This window comes from Rhodanobacter sp. 7MK24 (assembly GCF_014842995.1).
Classification (GTDB): Bacteria; Pseudomonadota; Gammaproteobacteria; order Xanthomonadales; family Rhodanobacteraceae; genus Rhodanobacter_A.
The window spans coordinates 1-18,773 of sequence record NZ_JACYXL010000016.1; the positions used below are offsets into that span (position 1 = coordinate 1).

General features: G+C 59.0%; 23 protein-coding genes. 7 read left to right on the forward strand and 16 right to left on the reverse strand.

From position 1 onward, the window contains the following. Nucleotides 1-420 precede the first annotated feature (420 nt). The 6 genes from IHE49_RS17615 to IHE49_RS17640 all read right to left on the reverse strand — a co-directional run bounded on the left by IHE49_RS17615 (nucleotide 421) and on the right by IHE49_RS17640 (nucleotide 6,137). Nucleotides 421-1,773 (reverse strand): hypothetical protein, encoded by a 1,353-nt coding sequence (locus IHE49_RS17615; RefSeq protein WP_192160390.1) that lies wholly within the window; start codon nucleotides 1,771-1,773, stop codon nucleotides 421-423. Further along, nucleotides 1,770-2,756 (reverse strand): ATP-binding protein, encoded by a 987-nt coding sequence (locus IHE49_RS17620; protein WP_192160392.1) that lies wholly within the window; start codon nucleotides 2,754-2,756, stop codon nucleotides 1,770-1,772. Before IHE49_RS17620 ends, IHE49_RS17615 begins: the two co-directional genes overlap by 4 nt. Nucleotides 2,757-2,766: 10 nt before the next feature. After that, the gene (locus IHE49_RS17625; protein ID WP_192160394.1) at nucleotides 2,767-4,632 is read right to left on the reverse strand and encodes a helix-turn-helix domain-containing protein; all 1,866 of its coding nucleotides are present in this window, start codon (nucleotides 4,630-4,632) and stop codon (nucleotides 2,767-2,769) included. Next, nucleotides 4,629-5,375: a hypothetical protein gene (locus IHE49_RS17630; protein ID WP_192160396.1), complete on the reverse strand. Its 747-nt coding sequence runs from the start codon at nucleotides 5,373-5,375 to the stop codon at nucleotides 4,629-4,631. The genes IHE49_RS17625 and IHE49_RS17630 overlap by 4 nt, the downstream gene beginning before the upstream one ends. A 19-nt stretch (nucleotides 5,376-5,394) precedes the next feature. Continuing rightward, nucleotides 5,395-5,685 carry a hypothetical protein gene (locus IHE49_RS17635; protein ID WP_192160398.1) on the reverse strand — a complete coding sequence of 97 codons (291 nt, stop codon included), beginning with the start codon at nucleotides 5,683-5,685 and terminating at the stop codon, nucleotides 5,395-5,397. Nucleotides 5,686-5,855: 170 nt separating this feature from the next. Continuing rightward, entirely contained in the window at nucleotides 5,856-6,137 is a 282-nt protein-coding gene (locus tag IHE49_RS17640) for a hypothetical protein (RefSeq protein ID WP_192160400.1), read from the reverse strand. 441 nt (nucleotides 6,138-6,578) lie between these two features. Between IHE49_RS17640 and IHE49_RS17645 the strand changes: the two genes are divergently transcribed. Beyond that, complete coding sequence (locus IHE49_RS17645) at nucleotides 6,579-7,211, forward strand: hypothetical protein (protein WP_192160402.1); 633 nt, start codon at nucleotides 6,579-6,581, stop codon at nucleotides 7,209-7,211. A gap of 204 nt (nucleotides 7,212-7,415) precedes the next feature. Here the strand turns inward: IHE49_RS17645 and IHE49_RS17650 are convergent, their stop codons facing one another. Continuing rightward, nucleotides 7,416-7,733, reverse strand: a complete 318-nt coding sequence (locus IHE49_RS17650; protein ID WP_192160404.1) for a helix-turn-helix transcriptional regulator — start codon at nucleotides 7,731-7,733, stop codon at nucleotides 7,416-7,418. A gap of 127 nt (nucleotides 7,734-7,860) precedes the next feature. On the opposite strand from IHE49_RS17650, the gene IHE49_RS17655 reads away from it, so the two are divergent. The 3 genes from IHE49_RS17655 (at nucleotide 7,861) to IHE49_RS17660 (ending at nucleotide 9,385) form a co-directional block, all read left to right on the forward strand. After that, nucleotides 7,861-8,226, forward strand: coding sequence for a hypothetical protein (locus IHE49_RS17655; protein WP_192160406.1), 366 nt, complete (start codon nucleotides 7,861-7,863; stop codon nucleotides 8,224-8,226). Between the two features lie 81 nt (nucleotides 8,227-8,307). Next, on the forward strand, nucleotides 8,308-8,577 hold the full coding sequence (locus tag IHE49_RS18635) for a BPSL0761 family protein (protein WP_304626446.1): 270 nt from the start codon (nucleotides 8,308-8,310) through the stop codon (nucleotides 8,575-8,577). Between the two features lie 109 nt (nucleotides 8,578-8,686). Next, nucleotides 8,687-9,385, forward strand: coding sequence for an SseB family protein (locus IHE49_RS17660; protein ID WP_225578544.1), 699 nt, complete (start codon nucleotides 8,687-8,689; stop codon nucleotides 9,383-9,385). 240 nt (nucleotides 9,386-9,625) lie between these two features. Here the strand turns inward: IHE49_RS17660 and IHE49_RS17665 are convergent, their stop codons facing one another. From IHE49_RS17665 to IHE49_RS17690, 7 genes are all read right to left on the reverse strand, one after another. Beyond that, complete coding sequence (locus tag IHE49_RS17665; protein ID WP_192160408.1) at nucleotides 9,626-9,784, reverse strand: DUF3309 family protein; 159 nt, start codon at nucleotides 9,782-9,784, stop codon at nucleotides 9,626-9,628. A gap of 73 nt (nucleotides 9,785-9,857) precedes the next feature. After that, the gene (locus IHE49_RS17670; RefSeq protein ID WP_192160410.1) at nucleotides 9,858-10,757 is read right to left on the reverse strand and encodes a hypothetical protein; all 900 of its coding nucleotides are present in this window, start codon (nucleotides 10,755-10,757) and stop codon (nucleotides 9,858-9,860) included. 49 nt (nucleotides 10,758-10,806) lie between these two features. Next, complete coding sequence (locus IHE49_RS18615) at nucleotides 10,807-10,935, reverse strand: hypothetical protein (protein ID WP_255523437.1); 129 nt, start codon at nucleotides 10,933-10,935, stop codon at nucleotides 10,807-10,809. Between the two features lie 41 nt (nucleotides 10,936-10,976). Continuing rightward, on the reverse strand, nucleotides 10,977-11,429 hold the full coding sequence (locus IHE49_RS17675; protein WP_192160412.1) for a PA2169 family four-helix-bundle protein: 453 nt from the start codon (nucleotides 11,427-11,429) through the stop codon (nucleotides 10,977-10,979). A 98-nt stretch (nucleotides 11,430-11,527) separates the two neighbouring features. Beyond that, nucleotides 11,528-12,832: a divalent metal cation transporter gene (locus IHE49_RS17680; protein ID WP_192160414.1), complete on the reverse strand. Its 1,305-nt coding sequence runs from the start codon at nucleotides 12,830-12,832 to the stop codon at nucleotides 11,528-11,530. Between the two features lie 366 nt (nucleotides 12,833-13,198). After that, the gene (locus IHE49_RS17685) at nucleotides 13,199-14,518 is read right to left on the reverse strand and encodes a carbohydrate porin (protein WP_192160459.1); all 1,320 of its coding nucleotides are present in this window, start codon (nucleotides 14,516-14,518) and stop codon (nucleotides 13,199-13,201) included. 135 nt (nucleotides 14,519-14,653) lie between these two features. Then, entirely contained in the window at nucleotides 14,654-15,247 is a 594-nt protein-coding gene (locus IHE49_RS17690) for a hemerythrin domain-containing protein (RefSeq protein ID WP_225578545.1), read from the reverse strand. A gap of 97 nt (nucleotides 15,248-15,344) precedes the next feature. Between IHE49_RS17690 and IHE49_RS17695 the strand changes: the two genes are divergently transcribed. Beyond that, complete coding sequence (locus IHE49_RS17695; protein ID WP_192160416.1) at nucleotides 15,345-15,548, forward strand: hypothetical protein; 204 nt, start codon at nucleotides 15,345-15,347, stop codon at nucleotides 15,546-15,548. Nucleotides 15,549-16,048: 500 nt separating this feature from the next. Here the strand turns inward: IHE49_RS17695 and IHE49_RS17700 are convergent, their stop codons facing one another. After that, nucleotides 16,049-16,300: a hypothetical protein gene (locus IHE49_RS17700; protein ID WP_192160418.1), complete on the reverse strand. Its 252-nt coding sequence runs from the start codon at nucleotides 16,298-16,300 to the stop codon at nucleotides 16,049-16,051. A 205-nt stretch (nucleotides 16,301-16,505) separates the two neighbouring features. On the opposite strand from IHE49_RS17700, the gene IHE49_RS17705 reads away from it, so the two are divergent. Beyond that, a complete protein-coding gene (locus IHE49_RS17705) occupies nucleotides 16,506-16,649 on the forward strand; it encodes a hypothetical protein (protein WP_192160420.1) in 144 nt (47 codons plus the stop codon). Nucleotides 16,650-16,996: 347 nt separating this feature from the next. On the opposite strand, the gene IHE49_RS17710 is transcribed toward IHE49_RS17705, so the two are convergent. Continuing rightward, nucleotides 16,997-17,989, reverse strand: a complete 993-nt coding sequence (locus tag IHE49_RS17710) for an SDR family oxidoreductase (protein WP_192160422.1) — start codon at nucleotides 17,987-17,989, stop codon at nucleotides 16,997-16,999. 144 nt (nucleotides 17,990-18,133) lie between these two features. Here IHE49_RS17710 and IHE49_RS17715 point away from each other — a divergent pair, with 144 nt between their 5' ends. After that, on the forward strand, nucleotides 18,134-18,625 hold the full coding sequence (locus tag IHE49_RS17715) for a DUF6496 domain-containing protein (protein WP_192160424.1): 492 nt from the start codon (nucleotides 18,134-18,136) through the stop codon (nucleotides 18,623-18,625). Nucleotides 18,626-18,773 lie beyond the last annotated feature (148 nt).

The window sequence follows — 18,773 nt, forward strand, 5'->3', positions numbered from 1 at the left end:
CATGACCGAGGACTGGCGCCACCGCTACAACCATCAACGTCCCCATCGCTCACTCGGCGGACTCTCGCCCGTCGCGTTTGCCATGGCATCATCAACTACCTCTATTTCCGGGTGACTCGGGAAAACGAGGACGCTTCAGAAGCCCAAGTGAGGACCGGAACAGCAGCCGCGAAGCGTTCTCCGCTGCATAGGTGTTGCACGCAGCCGACTAGGGGAAATCTAGGTTGTTGATTCGTAAGGAATGGAGTTCGGGATTGGCCTTCAAGGCAACGTTGCCGATCGCGAACATTTCTCCCCAACGTTCAACGCTACGCACCTATTGATCCTCAGTGTCCACCCGCCGCGGTAGCGGATCCCCACGCATCAACGCAAGGCACTCATTGCTCCCCAGCTTTCGTAGGCGGTGATCAGTCCAGTCCGTTATCGACGGTAGGGTCTCGCCTGAATCAAGGTATCTGAGGCAGCCTCCTGCCGGTTGATTGGGGTAAAGGCAGTCCAGACGGTGTACGGGGACTCAGTCTCAATCAGACACCACGCCGCCGTCAGGCGAGGACGATCGCGCTTCATGGTGTACAGCGACGGCACGTAGCGAGACAGAACGGTTCGAATACCCTCGGCGTAACCACGACATAGCAGACCGCCTTCGACCCGCAGCCGCATCGAGTTCGCCTGCACATGGTCAGTCCCGGTGGCCCGAGCGAAGCACGGAGCGGTCTGCAGTTTTGCGATCATACGAATCACTATCGGATGGATCGACGAGAGCTCAAGAAAGCGCCTGGGACCCACGAGCAAGGGAGGGAGGTACCCGATGGTGCCGGAGCTCGAGCGGTCGGCTGCTTCAAAGGATGACAAATCAGCCTCCGGTGTCCCTAGGAAAAGCAGCTGCTCACGCTCGGTAAGGCTTCCTGCCGGAAGCTTCGCCGCCACATCGCGTGCAACGGCCTGTGTGCCTTTAATTAGAAATGCAGGTAGTTCAAGCAGTTTCGGGAAATCGCCCGAGAGTCCGCCCAATAATTGAGCATCATCCAGCAACGCTTGACGCGGTGGCGCCTGGCGATATTGACGCCGGTGGATTGATATTCGGTCAGGCGGATCAGTGGCCGCGGCAAAGAACTTTGGAGGCTGTATGAGAGCGGCGGCCGCCTCGTGTGTGATGGGCGTGTCGGGTGGGCCTGCTAGCCATCGGTTACGCCGCAATGGCTCGGCCCAATTCAAGTACGCGGAGACTGCTTTCTCTGCATTGGCCGGTGCAGCGTTCAGACGTGCGGTGGCCGTCTCGTTCAGGAGGTCAAACCCACATACGCAGGTCAGCAGCTTACGTCCGGCGTCGCCGCTGACTGCGATGACACCGCCACATCTTGGACAGCCGTGGCGTAATCGCACACCGTGCCATGGACAAGAGGAGAGCCATGGCATCTGGTGCAGTCCGCAGTGGTAGCCCACGCGTATGCACCCGATGCAATAACGAAACACTTCGAGACCTATCGTGGGCATGCCGCCCGTAAAAGGGTGCCAAGCGATCGGATTCCACGTCTTGGGTATCTCGAAGTTCAGCGCCTCCGCAAGCGCTTCCTGGCATCGCCGCGAAAGCACAAGGTGCTCGAGAAGGTTGACGCTGCGATGTACTCGCAACCCGAGTACACCGTGGAAGTCGCCTGACGAAAGCAGGTTGAGACGAGCCAGGCGGGCGACGTAGCCGAAAGGGGACTGGCCTGGTAAGGCCTCAATTCGATCGCCCACCAGACGACTGGCATATCTACGGAACGCGGTCACCGCTTGAATCCTTGGCGCGCGCGCTCGAATTCGATGAACGCAGAGGCACGGAGACCAGCCTTGATGTGATCCTTTGAGAGCTTGGAAAAATTGGAATCGGACCCGGCAACCCGGACAAGCACGTAATACACAAACGGCTCGAACGACGCCATGAGCCAATCGGGCATAAACATGAGATTGTCTGTCGCACACATCGCTTCGATTTCGCGCCGGATGTCATCGACTTGCTGCTCGAGTCGCCAGCCTTCGGCATAGGCTTTTGGTGCGAATGCTTCGGTATAAGTCGGTCCGTCGTCTTCGGGCCAGCGAAGATCTCGGTCGTAAACACGCATGGCGAGCGCGACGTCGTTTGCGTCTTGTTCGGTTTGTTCTGACTCGGGGATCGACCACAGCAATCCGGTGACATAGTGCCGGTCTACGAAGAAACGCCCTTTGATGTGTGGCGGGGCGAGCGCTGCCAGTGCTTCCGAACCTTCTGGGCGTGCGTCGATCTGACAGATGAAAAGGAAGAAAAGCCGTAGTTCTCCCGCAAACATCGTGTGCAGTCGGACGAGGTGGTTATAGTCCTCGATCTGTAGCAGTTCGGCGTTATCGATGCTGAGGATGACTGTGGATGCGTTAGCGCGACCTGCTTCCTCCTCGATCGCGTTGGCCATGCGTAACAATGCTTCCGTGCCCGTCGAACTTTTCGGCTGGCGCAACTTCAGACCGAGCGCCAGATCGCGAAAAAGAGCCGATTCTGTATGACGATCTGGGTTGCCGGCGATGGTTCTCAAAAAGCCGATGTTGAAGGGCCGCCAACCGCGCAGTTCGGCCAGCAGTTCATTCGCTGTGGACTTCCCGGTACGGGCGTGACCAATCTCGCGCAGGCTCGGACGGCCGAACTCAAGCGCTGTAGCGACTGCAAGTGCAAGGCGGTAGTTTGGGCGGATCAGGATGTTGGGTCGATGCTCCCGTCGCATCGGGTGGTCACGCAGGTCCATGACGAATACCTCAGCGGAGAGAGAATTTGCCCGACAGCGGGCGTAGGCCGGCCAAAGGGGCTTGGGTTGGGACGGTCCGCGAAGCCTCCAGTCGACCGGGGATGGCGCCACCAGCAATCAGTCCGGTGGCCCACGGCGTCGTGGCAGCGGCAGCGCGTACCGCTTCGTGGTACGCCAGAACGTTGTCTTGGACGACCTCAGCAGCTTCAGAGGGGCGGTGGGGGCGTGCGCCGTTGGCACGGTTCCAGGCAGCTGCGCGCTGGCGTATCTTGAACGTGTGTGGAGCCGACGCATATGGTGCTAGGGCGTGCAGCGTGAAAAGCCGCTTGCCTTCGTCATCCCAGAGTGTGAGTTCCCGAATGTCGGACGGATTTTCGTACGTGGCGTTGAACGTCCGACCGATGAGTGACCACTGGCCCATCAATTGGGGCGACCGGTACCGGGCGTAGTCCTGATAGACGACCGGGGGTACTTTGTTTCTCTTGGAACCCCTGATCGTGACCCTCATGCGGCGAACCGTTAGTCGCCGTACTTGTTCCTGTGTATTTGGACTTTGCCAAAGTAGTGCACCCGACCCTACATATTCGTCGATGAGCATCTTCGGAGTTCGAGTGTCGCGAGTGCTGCGGTCACTGACGTTTGCAGCAGTGAAGTAGGTGTCGTAGAGATCCTCCAGCACGTTCACCAAGATCGGGTAGCGGTCACCCGGGAGCGTTGAGACCACGATTCGCTCGTTCTGGTGTGTCTCCGGTCGATAGCCGCCAGCGATATAGCGGCTGATCTCATCCTCAAATAGTTTGAAGCGACTTTCGACACAGGCGCGGGTCTCAGCAATGCCTGCGCGGCCGTAGTGCGTGATGCCGAGGCGAAAGTCGGTAACGTTTTCACGTGTCATGTTGCTGATGTGCGAGCTGTCGTTATCCATCGCGAGGAGCAATCCACGTGGAGCGACACCATCCACGGCCAGGTGTGAGGGCATCCAGGCGCGTTCCGAGTAGCGCATGCTTGGCACCACGAGCTCTCGTGGTTCCCAAACCTTCAGCGAACGCGCAATCAAATCGCAGACATCGTCGCTGTCGTATTTGCGGCCAACGACGAGTGAGGTAGCAACGCTAGAAGCGCTCGCCACATCGAAGATCGCGAGCAGCCATATGCATTTCACGAGCTCCAAGCGGAATGTTCCGTCAGAGAGCGGTAGCGCAAACCAAGCATCGAGATCGATGCGATGCTCGTCGTATTCGAACCGATCGAACGGTCGCAAAGTGAAGATATGGTCGACTCGTGTGATCGACCCCGTCTCGGGTTGTTCCGCTCCTGCTTCGGACTCAAGCCTAGCCCGATACCGTTTCAGGTAATCCTGGATGGCTCGTCGTCCTCCATCCGTGGTGTTCAGCGGATAATGGTGGTCGTAACCACGTTGGCGGAGAATGGCTGCGATCGAATGGTAGAGGCGATTGAAAGCTGGACTCTTGCAGCTTCGGGTCGGAAGCGCCTTCTTGAATGCGTGCAGCATTTCTGCGACGACCGGTAGCGCTCGTAGCAGCATTTCAAGGGCAAAAGCATGCGCGTTGGCTGGAACCTCGGCACTCTGTGGCGTCGGCGGCGCAAATCGCTTGAACGGGATACAAGCCTGATAGCCGATGTATCGTCCGTCCACCCCGCGTTCGACGGCATTCCGTAGGAGACGACTGATCGTCTTACGGTCAATTGAGTGGCGTGTGGCGACTGCACTGATCGTGGCTCCAGATAGGAGATCATCCAATGCCTTGATTCGGTCGTCGATTGCAGGCCATTCCTCTGCCACAAAGGCTTTTTCATCGGGTTTTGGCGTCGCGCGGATGTGCTCGACGAGCTCCTCGGTGAGACGCAGCTTCATCCAGGAGCCCTCCACACCAGGGAGTTGTTTCGAAGCCGCGTCGTTGCGTCGGTCTCGATGGCGCCGAGGTAGAACAGTTCAGCGACGACGATGTGGATCTGGGCCTGCGGGAACCGCGCCAGTTCACGCACGACCTGTTCCACGCGGACTCGTGGGTAGAGCGAAATGACGCTCAACACTTCGTGGCGGAGCACAAGGTCCGAATTGAGATCCCGGGCCGATTGCACGAAAGGTAGTAGGTGGTAGTACAGCTCGATCCGCGTTGAGCGCTCCCGGAGTTCCGGCTCGGTGATAATCTTCAGATGGATGCCTGCATCGTTGGCAGCCGTTGTGAGTCGCTCGAGCTGGCGCGGCCGGCGTTTACCATCGGTTCCTGGGAGCGTGTCAGGGTCTGCTACCAACAGAGCATGCTGTTCTCGCCCGGAGCGTTCTCGCCACCAAAAGGAGAGTTCGACCGGCTTGCCGCCGACCGTTAGTTTGCGGGGGCGCTCGGTCGCAGCAGTCACTTGGGGATCAAATTCAAGACAAAGGCGAAATCCGAGTTCAAATGGCCCACACACGTTGACGGGGCGGTTCTCCTTTGGGCTTACAAAGCGGTAGACATCCCTTTTCTTAAATTCACTATGGCTAAGCAGACGAGGTGAAAAGGGCCGTTCGCGGCCATCGTGGAGAGGCGTGGCGAGGTCAAACGCGTGCCGGGAGGGGGCGGCTGATGCCGCCCCCTTTGTCGAAGATGAAGACATGGAAATCTCCCTGCGTTTATCAGGCAGTCGTCGAGGCGGTGCCGGGGCGTGGCATGCGCGGGCGAACCGACCAAATGCGGAAGGCTTCGACGGTGCCGTTACTCGTCAGCCAAAACTCGGCGATGGCCGAGAGCTCGCCACACGCCAACTCGTGCCGAAAGCGCCGAAGCCCACTCGGTGGCTCGACAGGCGACAGACCATAGCCAGAGAAAATCTCGTGCAGGGAGCTACCCCTCGGGATACCCGGCAAATCGGCCTGGGGCTGAGGAGCAGAATCGGAGTGCAAGTTGTCAGCGATCAGATCGATCATCGTGTTACCTCCAGTAGGCCCCGGATGCGGGGCAGGGCTTGACCCACCGACTGAACGGGTTATGCTGGAGGTGTTCGAGGCCTCCGGGCATCGCCGGCCCCTGTTAGCGCAGGGGCTTTTTTGTGCGCGCGATCGGTGAAATTTTTCTGTTCGAGTTGCGGCAGCTGGGCTTAGACACCTCCTTTTTTCGTGGTGGGATACGGTGGCTCGAGTGGATGACAGGCGCTCCAGAGCCAGGCGGCGATGTCAGCAGTCGCCGCAAATTTTCCGCGGCGCCCGTTGATGGCAAACGTCCGAACTGGCATGTTCCCCCTCTTCACAGCTTGTCGAAAAGCCTCCTGAGTCGAAAAACCGAGGACGCGACCGAGCTCACGGCCACCGATCAGCGGCCCATAAAGCGTCGTCAGTTCGAGGCGGTACTCACCGAGCGATTGTGGTGTGTCGAGCGACATGTGGGATCTGCCTTGTTACGGCACGTAACGCTTTGTACACATAGCGTGGAGGGACGGTACTCAGCTCTTAACCTGGACGTCGAGGATTCGAAATTGGGGAATTTCAAAGACAGAGGTCGCCCCGCGGAGCATCCCATTGCGCGCTTGTCCCGCCGCGTTTGGGCAGCCATGTTCCGAGCGGCCGCGGCGGAAGATAACAGCGCAAAGGGGCAGCCTCCGGCAACGAGTTGGGCCACACTTGAGCACCGACTGGTCTGCGCAAAATTTTCTAAGCCATTGCCACCCCAGCCCGAGGCGAAGGGATTGCGCGGTGTGGCTAGAGAGGGCAATGATCCCAGGCAGCTGGTGTGGAGGGTTGAAGAGGCGTTTGACCTAGGGGCTGAGGCACAAGAGCTCCCCACGGTGAAAAGGCGGGTATCGGGGCCGAGACAAGGTGGTCCTATGCAGTTGGCAAAGGCGTACCGGCAAATCTCGTTTGATGCGGTTGAGTTGGGTGAGCAACTGGTTCCAGGGAGCAGCCGTTGGTTGGATAAGCCGCTTTGGTGGTTGTTAGCCAGACGAAACCCCACCGTTGAAGAGGTGCGTCACTGTCTGGCGTTGTCCCTGCGGAGTCTTGGGCTGGTACGCCCAACGTTGGCCGAGCGTCGACCCATCATCGGCGACGTGGCGTATCAAGCTGCACTTGCAGCACCCCGCAGCGAGGTCCTCTCAACCTACCGCGCCGCTCTGGAAAATGTGTCCACAGCGATTGCGCCAGAACTTCTCGCGCTTCTGATCGCCCTCGTCAATGAAAGCTACCTGACGGACGAAGATGACCTGTATCGATTGCACAGCGCTGTGTTGCTAGACGTGCTAAAGCGGTGGTTGAGCAATCCGGCCCTTGAGCCGTTACTCCCCGAACTCGTGGAGCATGTCCTTTGTCCTTGCCTCGATATGAGACCGATTCATCACCTGCCGCCCACCGATCCCCTCCATGTACCGATGTTCAAAGCAGAATGGATAGCGGCTACTCGGACGATGTACCCCGGGGCGTTAGACCCGACGGAACTGCCATCTTTGGACAGCATTGAATAGGTCGCCATCCAAGATTCATCCAGCAAGGGGAGGCGAACTCGTAGGTCCCGCCGGTCTAGAGCGTTGACGCAACGACGCTGCGCATGATGGGTGACCAGCAATTGCTTCTAGGTGATCGAATTCAATCAGCTCCGAACTTCCGATAAGTGATAAACCCGGACTTCTTCGCGGGCGCGCCGTGAGGTCACGGCCCATCGGTGCCCGCTACGCGTGTTCAATGGCCTTTAGAAGCCTATCTTGCTCAGTGGCATCCATCGCGCTGAAGGCACGAATCATGCGTGCAAGGCGATCGGAATCGGCATAGAGATAGGCGAGTGGAACCCCAAGCGCTTTGGCGAGGCGCTGTGCGGTGGCCTTGTCCGGTGCGTGGACGTCGAGCTCATAACGATTGACGCGAGTGCTGGCCACAAACGGATCCAAACCGGCGAGGAGGCCCAGTTCCCGCTGGGAAAGGCCGGCATCCAAGCGCGCCTCCTTCAAACGTTTGCTGAAGACGGATGTCGGTTCACCTGCGCAAAGCATCGAAATCTCGTGGAAGAGGACTCCTGCGAGATTCGTTGCTTTGCCGTGTCGTCGATACTACGATATTCGTAGTTTCGCCGATAGCCTCGCACTTGGTCACCGTACCGACCGATGGGAAGCCAGACCCATGCCCCTGCAACTGGTGTTCGAAGATCAGTGGTCCATCCCCGTGCCGATGGACGATCGGCTCGAGGAAGCGCTTGGGGTGCAGCGTGAGCGGGCCTGCCGCGACGAGTTCGACCTCACATTTGTCGAGCGCCTATCAGAATGTTTTGCGAACTCGCTCGCAGCGTGCCTTGATACCGACCTGCAGCTACCGACCGACAGTCAAGTGAAGTACGCCATGGACATCGCTCGCGAGCTACGTGTGTCGTTACCTGCCGATGCGCTACGTTTCCGCGGCGCAGCGCACGAGTTCATCGACCGCTTCGAAGATACCTTCCGCGCCAGCCGCGAACGACGCCGACGCGTGACGGGCCCCGCCAGTGGATAGCTTCGCCCGGATCGCGCGCCAATACGGCGTCAAACAAACCGCAGGGTGTCGATCGCACGCACCACCACGTATCAGTTGATCATGACCCTACCTTACGAACGCACTTGGGCTGTCGTCGAAACGCGGCGTTTCCTGACAAAAGTGCTGGCCAATCGACGCGTTCCTGTCGCCGTTCGCGAGCAGGCGCGCACTCTGCTGCGCCACTATCCAAGCCCGAGCGATGTGTTCCATGCGGGGTGGCAAGCGCTTGCCGATCCCCACCTAATCCTGGAGCCAGTCTTTGACATGAGCATAGACGGATCGCCTTCGCCCAACTGGCCAACGCCACGAGTACCTCGCACCGTGAAATGACCGCATGAACAAATGTGTGACGGCCCGCGTGTAGCGGCACGTTTTCTCAGCCGTATTTCCCGCTGCCCATGGAATCGATCTAGCAAATGACCAAGATGACGACCGCCCCATGCCCAAGGTAGCCGGATCACCACTTGACGCTTTGTTTGAAGCAGCGAGGGCTGCCTCGAACCCCGCAGATATCATGGATGCCGAGCAGGCCTTCTATAAGGCACTTATGGAGGCCACGGTGTATGCGCACGTCCCTACCGAACCCGCGCAACCCGATCGCATCCGGTTCGTTCAGTTCATCAGGCCTGACAACGGACAGACGGTGCTGCCGTTTTTCAGTGATCGGGAACAGGCGGAGGTGGTGGCAGCCGCAGGCAAGGTGATGATCGTGGCCATGGCCGGGCGGCGGCTCTTTGAGCTGACCCGTGGCGCGACCCTGATACTCAACCCTAACCGAGATCAGCTGACGTTCTATCCGCCCGAGATCGGCGCTCTCCTGGAAGGCCGCCCGCTGGGCGTCTTTTCTAAAGAAACGCTGGGGGCGAATGAGCAGGTCGGAGTGTGCCCACCATCCGTGCCGACGGATGCGTTGGTGCTGGCGCTCCACGCTCTCTACGAGCGTGAACCCTCCGTGCGAGCCGGCTATCTGGTGGAAGCCCACCGCGGGCCGGACGATTCGGACGTTTTCTTGCTGCTGACCTTGGTAGTGACGAAAGGGAACACCGAACGTAATGGTGCAGCTCACCACGCTGGAGTTGAACTCCGTGTCCCCGCCGTTGGCGCTTCCCGTCACGATGATGTGCGTTCTTCCCGATGAGCCACTGCCCGAGCTATGCCATCACGGTATCCAGTTCTACGGAACCTGAAGCGCCAGGGTCGTTGCTCACCGCCGACACCCCATGACGTCCGCGGCGTCCCGAAGCTGGCATGAGTACGCGATCCCATGACCTGTTGGTGATTAGGGCGCGTTATCGTAGTTAGGCGGCGCGTACAGCCATATCATTTGGTCAGATCGGACGCACCGTATTCGCGCTAGCCTGATCATAGATCGAGGCCATCAGATTACCCTCAGTGCCAATAGCACGATCAAGATGATTAACAGGAGACCCAACCCACCCATGGGACGATAGCCCCATGTGCGGCTATACGGCCACGCAGGCAGCGCGCCGAGCAGTAACAGGATGAGCACGATGATCAGGATGGTGGAGAGCGCCATGGGTGCACCTCATTGTCGGTATGCCAGAACGGGATGCACGCCTGCCGATGCGGGCGTGCCTGCATAGATCCGATCAATTCAACTCGGTCGAAATCATGGGACGGTATGTTCGCAGGTGGTACACGCGGTGAACCCGCGCTGCTCCCAAACAGCCACCCAAGGCTGACGCAAGCAGGCCTAGGAATGTACTGAGAAAGACGACCCAAAGCGCAGCGCTCGTGCATTTGGCGGTCCGTGTAGCAAGCGCTTTCGCTTCAGTTTGATACCGCTGCGCCCGTGCTGTCGCATTGGCGACCGTGACATCGATCTGTGGCGGTGTCATGGCGGTATAGGCCACGAGGATGTCTTTCGCCGTTTGCGGCTGCGATGACATTATTGCGTCAGTGGCCATGGCAATGGCTCCCGGCTCGGTACGTATTGCCATGGCGTATCGAGGGGTGGCATTGGCGGCGCCGTCAGCCGATCGAGCTCCCAACTCCAACTGGGCTTGAATGTCCGCGGAGGCATTTGCCGCTGGCGAGCCCGGCATTCCATTGATTGGCACATTTGCCTCGTTGGCTTGTCCTGATCCCATGTGATCACCGAACAGCGCAGGTGCATTCATGGCGTGCCCGATTCCTGCCGAGAGCAAGAGGCCACTCATCACAACGGCGAGACCCCACACCGTTACTCCGTGCATCGTGCCCATCGTCGTGTCGTTCTTGCCGTCGAACCAACTTGCAAACATGCCGCCAAGAAAAAGCGAGACGACCCAGGTAAGGATCATCCAGATAGCCGTTCCTATTCCCATCCCCCTGGCGCTGTTCGCGGCGCGTTCCGGATCGAACACTGAAAGCCCGACAGCCAGACCGACGATGTACAACAGCGATGCCATTCCGACTGCAATCGCCCACCCAGCGATCACGGCGCCCCAGCTCATGCGCGGATGTTCCACCCCTGCCGCTGATTCGGTGCTTGCGATGTTCGAATTCATCATCTTTCTCCGTCACTGCGTCGATAAGCCATGCAGCCCACGCCTTACATCAGGCGCAGCCTCGCAACAGAGCGATGAGAACCAATATCGGAAGTGGTACCCCCAGCAACCACAGCAGCACATAGCCGATCCCGCCGCGTTCCTTTCGACTCGATGGGAAAGCGGAACCTTCGTTCATGACGGTCTCCTTTGAGAGGGAAGGGGCATTCGGGCCACGATCTAGCCACGCCTCGAACGCTTCAAGGCACTGGCTTGCTCATGACCGGCGAGGACAGATACGTAGGCGCGTTCAATGACTCGCCGGGTCGGCATGGAGAGGGCGCGATCCCTCAGCGCTTCTTCGAATCTGTGTTTGATGCGGTCTTCCCCGCACTCGACTTCGTCAACGATCGGGGTGTCCCCCGAGACCAGCGCCTCATGAAGCTTGGCGAACAAGCGATGTGCAGAGCCAAGGGTGGTGCCTCCAAGTTCGGCATCGCCGCCCAAGGTGCTGACATGGGCTTTCAGTGCACCGACGACCTGACTGCGATCTTCCGACCATCGTGAAAAGCTGCCACTCAGATAAGCGTCATTTACTTTTCGGGCTGCCTCAGCATAGACGTCAACACTGTCGATCGCGGTTTGAACAAGCCCGTTCAAGACTGCGATGTCGTGGATATTCGTGGGGGTCATGACGCATCCAGTCGAAGAAAATTATGGACAGGAAGAATCAGCGATGCGGCGCTTAGTTGACGTGAACGGACCGTCCAGAGCACGTGACTGAACTTCATTCACTTTCCCCAAGTCGCGAACATAACGATGGCGGCGGTAGCCATGGCGAGGGTGGCCAACCAACCCAAAATCTTCATGGCCCATGGGATCGTGAATTCGCCCATTACCTTGCGCCGGGAACTCATCCACATCATCACGACCATGAGTGGAACCGCGGCTACACCGTTGATCACCGCGCTCCAGTACAGCGCTTTGATCGGATCAAGCGGCGTCAGATTCAGCCCAAATCCGATCACGGTGGCGACGATCAGAACCCCATAGAAGAATTTCGCATGCTGCGGCTTGTGCTGCAGCCCTGAGCGTTGCGCAAAGGCCCCGGAGGCAGCGTACGCTGTGGCGCCGGCGAGTACCGGTACGGCCAAGAGGCCGGTGCCGATGATGCCGGCCGCAAACAACGCAAACGCTAGCTTTCCTGCCAGGGGGCGCAATGCCTGCGCAGCATCGGATGAGGTCTGGATATCGGTTTTGCCGTGCGCGTGGAGTACGACGGCCGCGGTCAGGATGATGAAGAAAGCGATCAGGTTGGAAAAAATCATCCCGGTGCTAGTGTCGACTCCAATGCGCCTCAATGCGTCTGGAGCTTGATGCGGGGCCCTCTTCAAAGGTTTGCGCTCATTGCTAGCGCGAATCTCCTCAACTTCCTGCGAGGCTTGCCAGCAGAACAGATAAGGACTGATGGTGGTACCAAGCAATGCCACCAAACCAACCGCATATTTGGCGTTCCAGGCGATCGCTGGTCGCACGATGCTTTTGAGTACCTCTCCCCACGGCACGTGGATCACAAGCACTGTGGCGACGTAGGCGAACAAGCTCAGCGTCAGCACTTTCAGGAAAGGCGAGTAACGCGAGAACGGAATGAACATTTGCAGGAGCAGCGATCCCAAACCGAACACAGCGGCGTAGACGAGTGCCGGTCCGCCCACTAGCAGCTTCAGCGCAGCGCCCATGGCACCAATGTCGGCGGCGAGGTTGATCACGTTCGCAACCAGGATGCATGTAGTAAGCGCGTATACCAGGGATTTAGGATGGTGGCGGCGGATGCCGTCCATCAAGCCGTGTCCTGTCACTCGCCCGATGCCAGCGCTTACCCCCTGGATGGCCACCATCAGCGGCATGGTCAAGAGGATTGCCCAAAGTGTGCTGTAACCGAAGGCGGCGCCCACCTGCGAGTAGGTCGCGATGCCGCTGGGATCATCGTCCGCCGCCCCGGTAATCAGGCCAGCACTTAAGCGGCCAAAAAATAACTTTCGCCCCTCGTCGGTTTCGAGCGACTTGCTTGTCAATGCAGCTGCTTTTGCGACCATGAGAATCGGATTCCGAAAGGCGCGGGCACCTGACGGAGAGCACCAAGGCAGGCACACTCAGCATCCTCAGGTGCACGCATCGCCCGCGCGAAACTGAAGTGAACAACGCTTTGATGTGTCCGAATGCGTATCCTTGAAACCGCCATACGGACATTGATGGGCAGGACAGTGCGATCAGATGGAATCGACGGTTCGCAGACGACGCGTCGTCCGAAGCAAGACCGCCTCGATCAACACGAACGCCAACCTGAATTCCCGGTGTGATGAGTTCGGCAGCGTGTTTCGCTGGCAACCGTCTTGGGGTGATTTTCCGGGACACTGGCCAGAATCCACCAGCATCTTCAAGTGAGGCCGGAGCAACGAGCATCAGTATTCCAGGTGCACGCGAACGCCAACGAAGCGCGCCGGCCCCCGGTCATGGTTGTAGCCAGGGTTGTGTATTAGCTGCAGATCGGTCGTCACCCACACATGGCCGGCGATAGCGAGATCGTAATAGGTCTCCAGGATCTGTTCAGTGCGATAGTTCAATTGCCCGTCGCCCAAGTTGAAACCCGTGCCGCCTGCAGCGAGGTAGGCACGATGATCGGGTGACAATCCGTTGACCGCCAGCGCTAGGGCAATGCGGTCATCCGGACGGTGCCAGCGCACTCCGGCGAGCTGTCCACCGATACTCAAGCTGCGATCCGCTTCGGTAAAGGCAAACGACTCGGTCTTGCCGTCGTTCCAGCCAAGGCGGCCGAAGAGCCCTGTATCGCCATGATCTGCTAGGGGCAGGTCAGCACCCAGCGCAATGCCGTACTTGTGCCGGCCACCGTGGTCGTCCTGGCGTATGTCGGGCACGGTTCCGGCTTGCAGCGCACGCGCCAAGGCAACCTGGTAGATGCCCATGCGTGCGGTGTTGCGATAGAGCAGCAGCCAGACCGCCGGTCCATCCGGGTTCGATTGCCAGGTCGCCTGCGCGTCCATTTCACGTGCGCGCGAAATGGCGTCGAGTCGTTGTCCGTTGGCGCGATAGGGCATCTGATACAGCCCGTAGCGCCACGTCCACGGTCCGGCTGCATAGGTTACGACACCGCCTACGGTATAGCCGCGCGTATCTGCGGCAAAGTCCCACGCCGCATTGTTGAATAGCGCCCAGTTGAGGAACTGGGTACGTGTGGAGTCTGCGTAGCGGCTCTGGTCGAAATCGTCGTTCACGGCGAACAGGCCTGCCTTGAAGCTCAGGCGATGGTCCGCTTGCTCACCCGGCAGTTGGTCCATTTTTCGTTTGAGGGGGGTGGTTTTGCCGCCTAGCGGAACGTCGTAGGTAAGGAACACCCGTGCCACATAAGCATCGCGTCCCAGCGATCCGCCACCGCCGCGAACGACGTCGCCGTTCGTGAGCCCGGCCAAACCAGTGCTGTGGCTGACGCCGCCGCCGCGAAACATTTCCACGTCCAGATAGGCCGCCCAACGAGGTGTGATCGGCAGACCGAAGTAAAGGCCAAAGGTATGAGAGCGTGCCTGGTTGGCCTGTGGACGCAGGCTCAATGGCCCTTGATAGGGCGAGTGCAGGCTGTTTTGGCGCTGATCGATGAAGGTGTACTGCGCACCGATCAACTGCGGCATCAGATAATCTACGTCATCGGCTGCTGCACCTGCCGAACACGCCGGCAGCACGAGGAATGTTGCAACCGCCAGGCGCATGTTCAAGCTAATTTCCTATTCAAACAACTGCGCGTGCGGCGCTCGCGCCATCGAATTTCGCAGATGGCCAGAAACAACCGGAGCGCCTTGTTGGATGGCGAGGGAGCGATCGATCCAGCCCTGTGATCGCGGCGGCTACTCGCCGAGCATCTGTGCCTTTCGTGCCTGCATACGCTCACCTAATGCGTCGAGAGCTGCTTTGTCGAAGATGGACTTGGCACGCTTGAACATTCCCTCTTCTTCCTCGTCGGCGTGGTGGACGACAAGTTCTTTGAGTACTTTCGCTCGACCGGAAAATTGCTCGCTATCGGGTTTTGTGCCCATGAGGTCGGGGAGCACGAGCTCGCCGGCGGCACGATGTTCTTCCATCGCCTCGAAGTACGTTTTGGCGTCGTCCTTGTTGCCAGCCTGCTTGAATGCCGGATAGAAGATTTCCTCTTCGATGGTCGTATGGATCTTCAGCATCGTGGCTACCTCGTCCAGAAGCTGTGCGCGCTTCTTGACCGCGCGAGTGGAGGTGTTAGCCAGTTCTTCGAGCAGTGACTTGATTTTTTTGTGGTCGTCAGTGAGTAGCTGGATGGCATTTTTCATGAGCGGTGCTCCTGATGGGGCGCCCACTTGTAGATGCGGCATGATGCATTCGTCGTGAAACTTGTGCAGCTTTTCGGTCATCACGAACGACGCAGACAAGCGCGCTTCATGAAGATCCAAGGAGTTCTCACGCCCCATGCATGCGCGCTTGATGAGTGGAACGCGACACTTGGCGTCCGACGGTGAATTCGCGCAGCTTCGTCGGTAACGTCCTTGCGCTCTCCGGAGATCACTGATGACACATTCGCATTCCAACCAGAACAACGAACGAGGCGGCAATCACGAGCAGCCCATCAAGGCTGGTCAACAAAATCCCAAGAACGAAGACCGCAGTTCCAGCGCTGCCAAGGACTCCAAGAACTCAGGCGGTTCTGTGCGTGGCGGCGGCCAAGAGCAGCATATGAAGTCCGGCCAGCAGAGCCACAAGAACGACCGTTGATGGATCAATGGAACGAAGCGAAAGGCGCGGCTTTCCGCGCCTTTCGCTTCTTGTGGGTCGAATCAACCGAGCTTGCGTCAATTCGAAGGCGCCAATTCGAAGATCTCGCGCCAAAGGAACTGTCCAAGTCTGCACGCGATGCATCTTCCGACGAGGACTAGAGCGCTGGGGACGCGGCCTCGGCTATCAGGGAGTGCCGCCACAACCGCCGGATGGATCCGCGACCCTTCCGTGTACCTGCGCAGCGACAAGCCCGGTTCCTCCGGTTCATGTGTGGGGAGTCGGGAGGCTGCGCGTGCCGCGCTAGCGAGAGTTGTTCACGGGATGGGTAAAGACCCCTGGATACATGGCCATCTGGTTAACCCGGGCAATCTCGGATCACTTTGAGCTCGGTGCAGGACTCACCACAGATTCTTGGCACGGTGGAATGCTATTGAGTCGTGCTCCCTCATCGCTTGATGACGGCGGAACCCCGCCATCTTGTGCGAAACGAGGTTGATCTAGCCGTCGCGATTGCGTGGACGCATCGGGATGGGCGCACCGTCGTCTTGCGGGCTGCCGGGCGAGACACGGCCCAAGGTAATATTCTTTGAGGCCCGGACGTCCCGGTTGGCAAAGGTCCATATCTCGCCGCTGGCGGTGATCAACACCGTCCAATACAAGTCCGATTCCGGGCCATAGTCGATGAGGATATGAGCGAACCCTTCTCCCTTGGGCGTATTCATAGGAAGCGGTGGATTGAGTTGAAGCATGACAGCATCCCGTGACTTGGTGGTGCGGAAGTCCAATTGCTGCTGGTAGCACTACGGCCACAGCGAAATAGCTGCGGCCGCAGGCGATGCGCATCGTCTACCGTCGGTCGAGAGTGCCGAGGCCATGGCGCTTGGCGAAGCTCTTGGACGCCTTGTTGGCATGCTCCGTAGCGTATAGTCCGTGGCTGTGAGCCAAATGAGCGTGATGAGCACCCTCAGCGGTGTTGTGGTCTCGAAGGCGCTTGGCAGCTTCCTCGTGGTGGTGCGCCGCTTGCTTGTGATGTTCGGCAGCCTTGTCGTGATGTTCGTGCGCTTCGGCGAGTGTCTGAGTGGTGGATTCGGCAGATGAGGTCATGAATTTCTCCAGTCGCTGTGTTCGGCAAATACCGCTGGGAAGCGGCTTACTGATACTTACAGAGCAGGGGTTAGCGACGGGTGGGAAGTTCGTCGTGAGCATGCTTGATCATCCTGAACAACAGTCCGCTTGCTGGTCCATCGCTTCGACCAAAGCTCTGTTGCAACTTCCCATGGGTCTGAACGTAGACGTGCAAGTCGCGCTACCACGGTTCGCGATGCAGTTGCACTAGGAGATGGCATGGAGTTCGGTATTCGAACTCACGCCAGGTGGGTCTCTCATCTCTTCGAGAAATCGCGTTTTGCAGGTAGTCCTGCAACCTCGCCATTTTTGGCTTGTTGTTATGGGGCAGGACCGCCCATAACCGGAAGAATCGCACCCGAGATGTAGCTGGCGCATGAGGGTGAGGCGAGGAAGACATAAGCTGGTGCGATCTCCTCTGGTTGGGCAGGGCGGCCCATTGGACTGGATTTACCGAAGTCACGGATCTGTTCAGGCGATTGGTCGGCCGGGTTCAGCGGTGTCCATACCGGCCCGGGTGCGACTGCATTCACGCGGATTCCGCGCGAGATCAAGTTCGCTGCCAAGGCTTTGGTGAAGGCATGGATACCACCCTTGGTCATCGAATAATCCAGCAGCTTGTCGTTGCCGAACAAGCCGGTTTCCGAGCCGGTATTGATGATCGAACAGTTGCTGCCCAAGTGTGGTGACGCCGCCTTGGCCATGTGGAAGTAGCCATAGAGATTGGTCTTCAGCGTTTCGTCGAAGTGCGCTTCGGTGAGGTCCTCGATGGCGTCCACGTGTTGCTGAAAGGCGGCATTGTTAACCAGGATGGACAGCTTGCCGAACTTCTCGACCGTGGCCTCGACAGCTTGCTTGCAGAAGTTGGGGTCCTTGACGTCGCCGCGAATCAGGAGGCAGCGTTGGCCCTCAGCCTGAATGTAATCCCGGGTTTCCTCCGCATCGGCGTCCTCACACAGATACACGATAGCTACGTCGGCACCTTCGCGGGCAAACAGCACGGCCACCGCCCGCCCGATGCCCGAATCGCCACCGGTGATGAGCGCCGCCATGCCGTGCAACTTGCCGCTACCTAAATAGGTGGGCGCCAGGAACTGTGGCCGCGGATCGAGATCGTGCTCCAGGCCTGGTTTCGTCAGCTGCCGCTCGGGAAACGGTGTTTCCGGATGCTGATGGTCTCCGGTTTTGGTCTTTTTTGTGGATGGCATGGGAGCACGATTTTCTTTGCTATCGCGCGCTTTGCGTTCAGCCTGCGCCTTTATATCGCGATGCTTCTCGGCGGTTTTGCTGGTGTCTCGCGATTTCGTACTCATGGTCCCGTGCTCCGATGGCGGGATGGTTCACGTTATCCGGCAATTTGTTCCGCTCCAGTGAACAATGGATCAGAGCGATGTCTATTGACGACGCATGGACACGCAGGTCGTGATAGTCGGCACACGTCCTTTGGGAGAATGGTCATGCCTGAACAACGCACTCGTCGCGCCGCAGCTAAGGACAAGAAGGAAGGCAAGTCTCCGGGCACGCAAGCCGGGGAATATGTGCGGGAGGAAATCGAGCATGTGCGTGAAGGCAAGCACGGCGCGCGATCGACCAAGCAAGCCATCGCCATTGGTCTCTCCAAGGCACGCCGTGCCGGAATCAAGGCCCCGATCAGCAAGTCCGCCAGCAAATCGACGAAGAAGAAGGCAGCGCAGGACGAAGCAGCCTCGCATCGTCGCAAACAGCCATCACGGAAGCGCTCCGCGGCGACCAAGCACGCACTGGAGAAGGAGGGGCACGAGGCGGCTTCCTCATCCGCGCTCTCGTCGAACGCCAAGAAGGCAGCCGCTAAGCGCACGCCGAAATCGCGTTCGGCGGCCGCCAAGAAGGCGGCACGAACCAAGGGCGCAGCGGGGCGATCAGCTGCTGCCAAAAAGGCCGCCAGGACGCGGGCTCGGAACGCGTCCTGAGCAAGGAGTGCCTCACATACCTCAGCTCATCTGGATAGATACGCGTTCCTACGGTCTGCTCAACATGCCGGTATCGCTTTGAAATTGATCACGCGGCGCATGTGCGGAGAAACGAGCGTTTGTGCATCGGCATCTTTGCCGGCGCTAG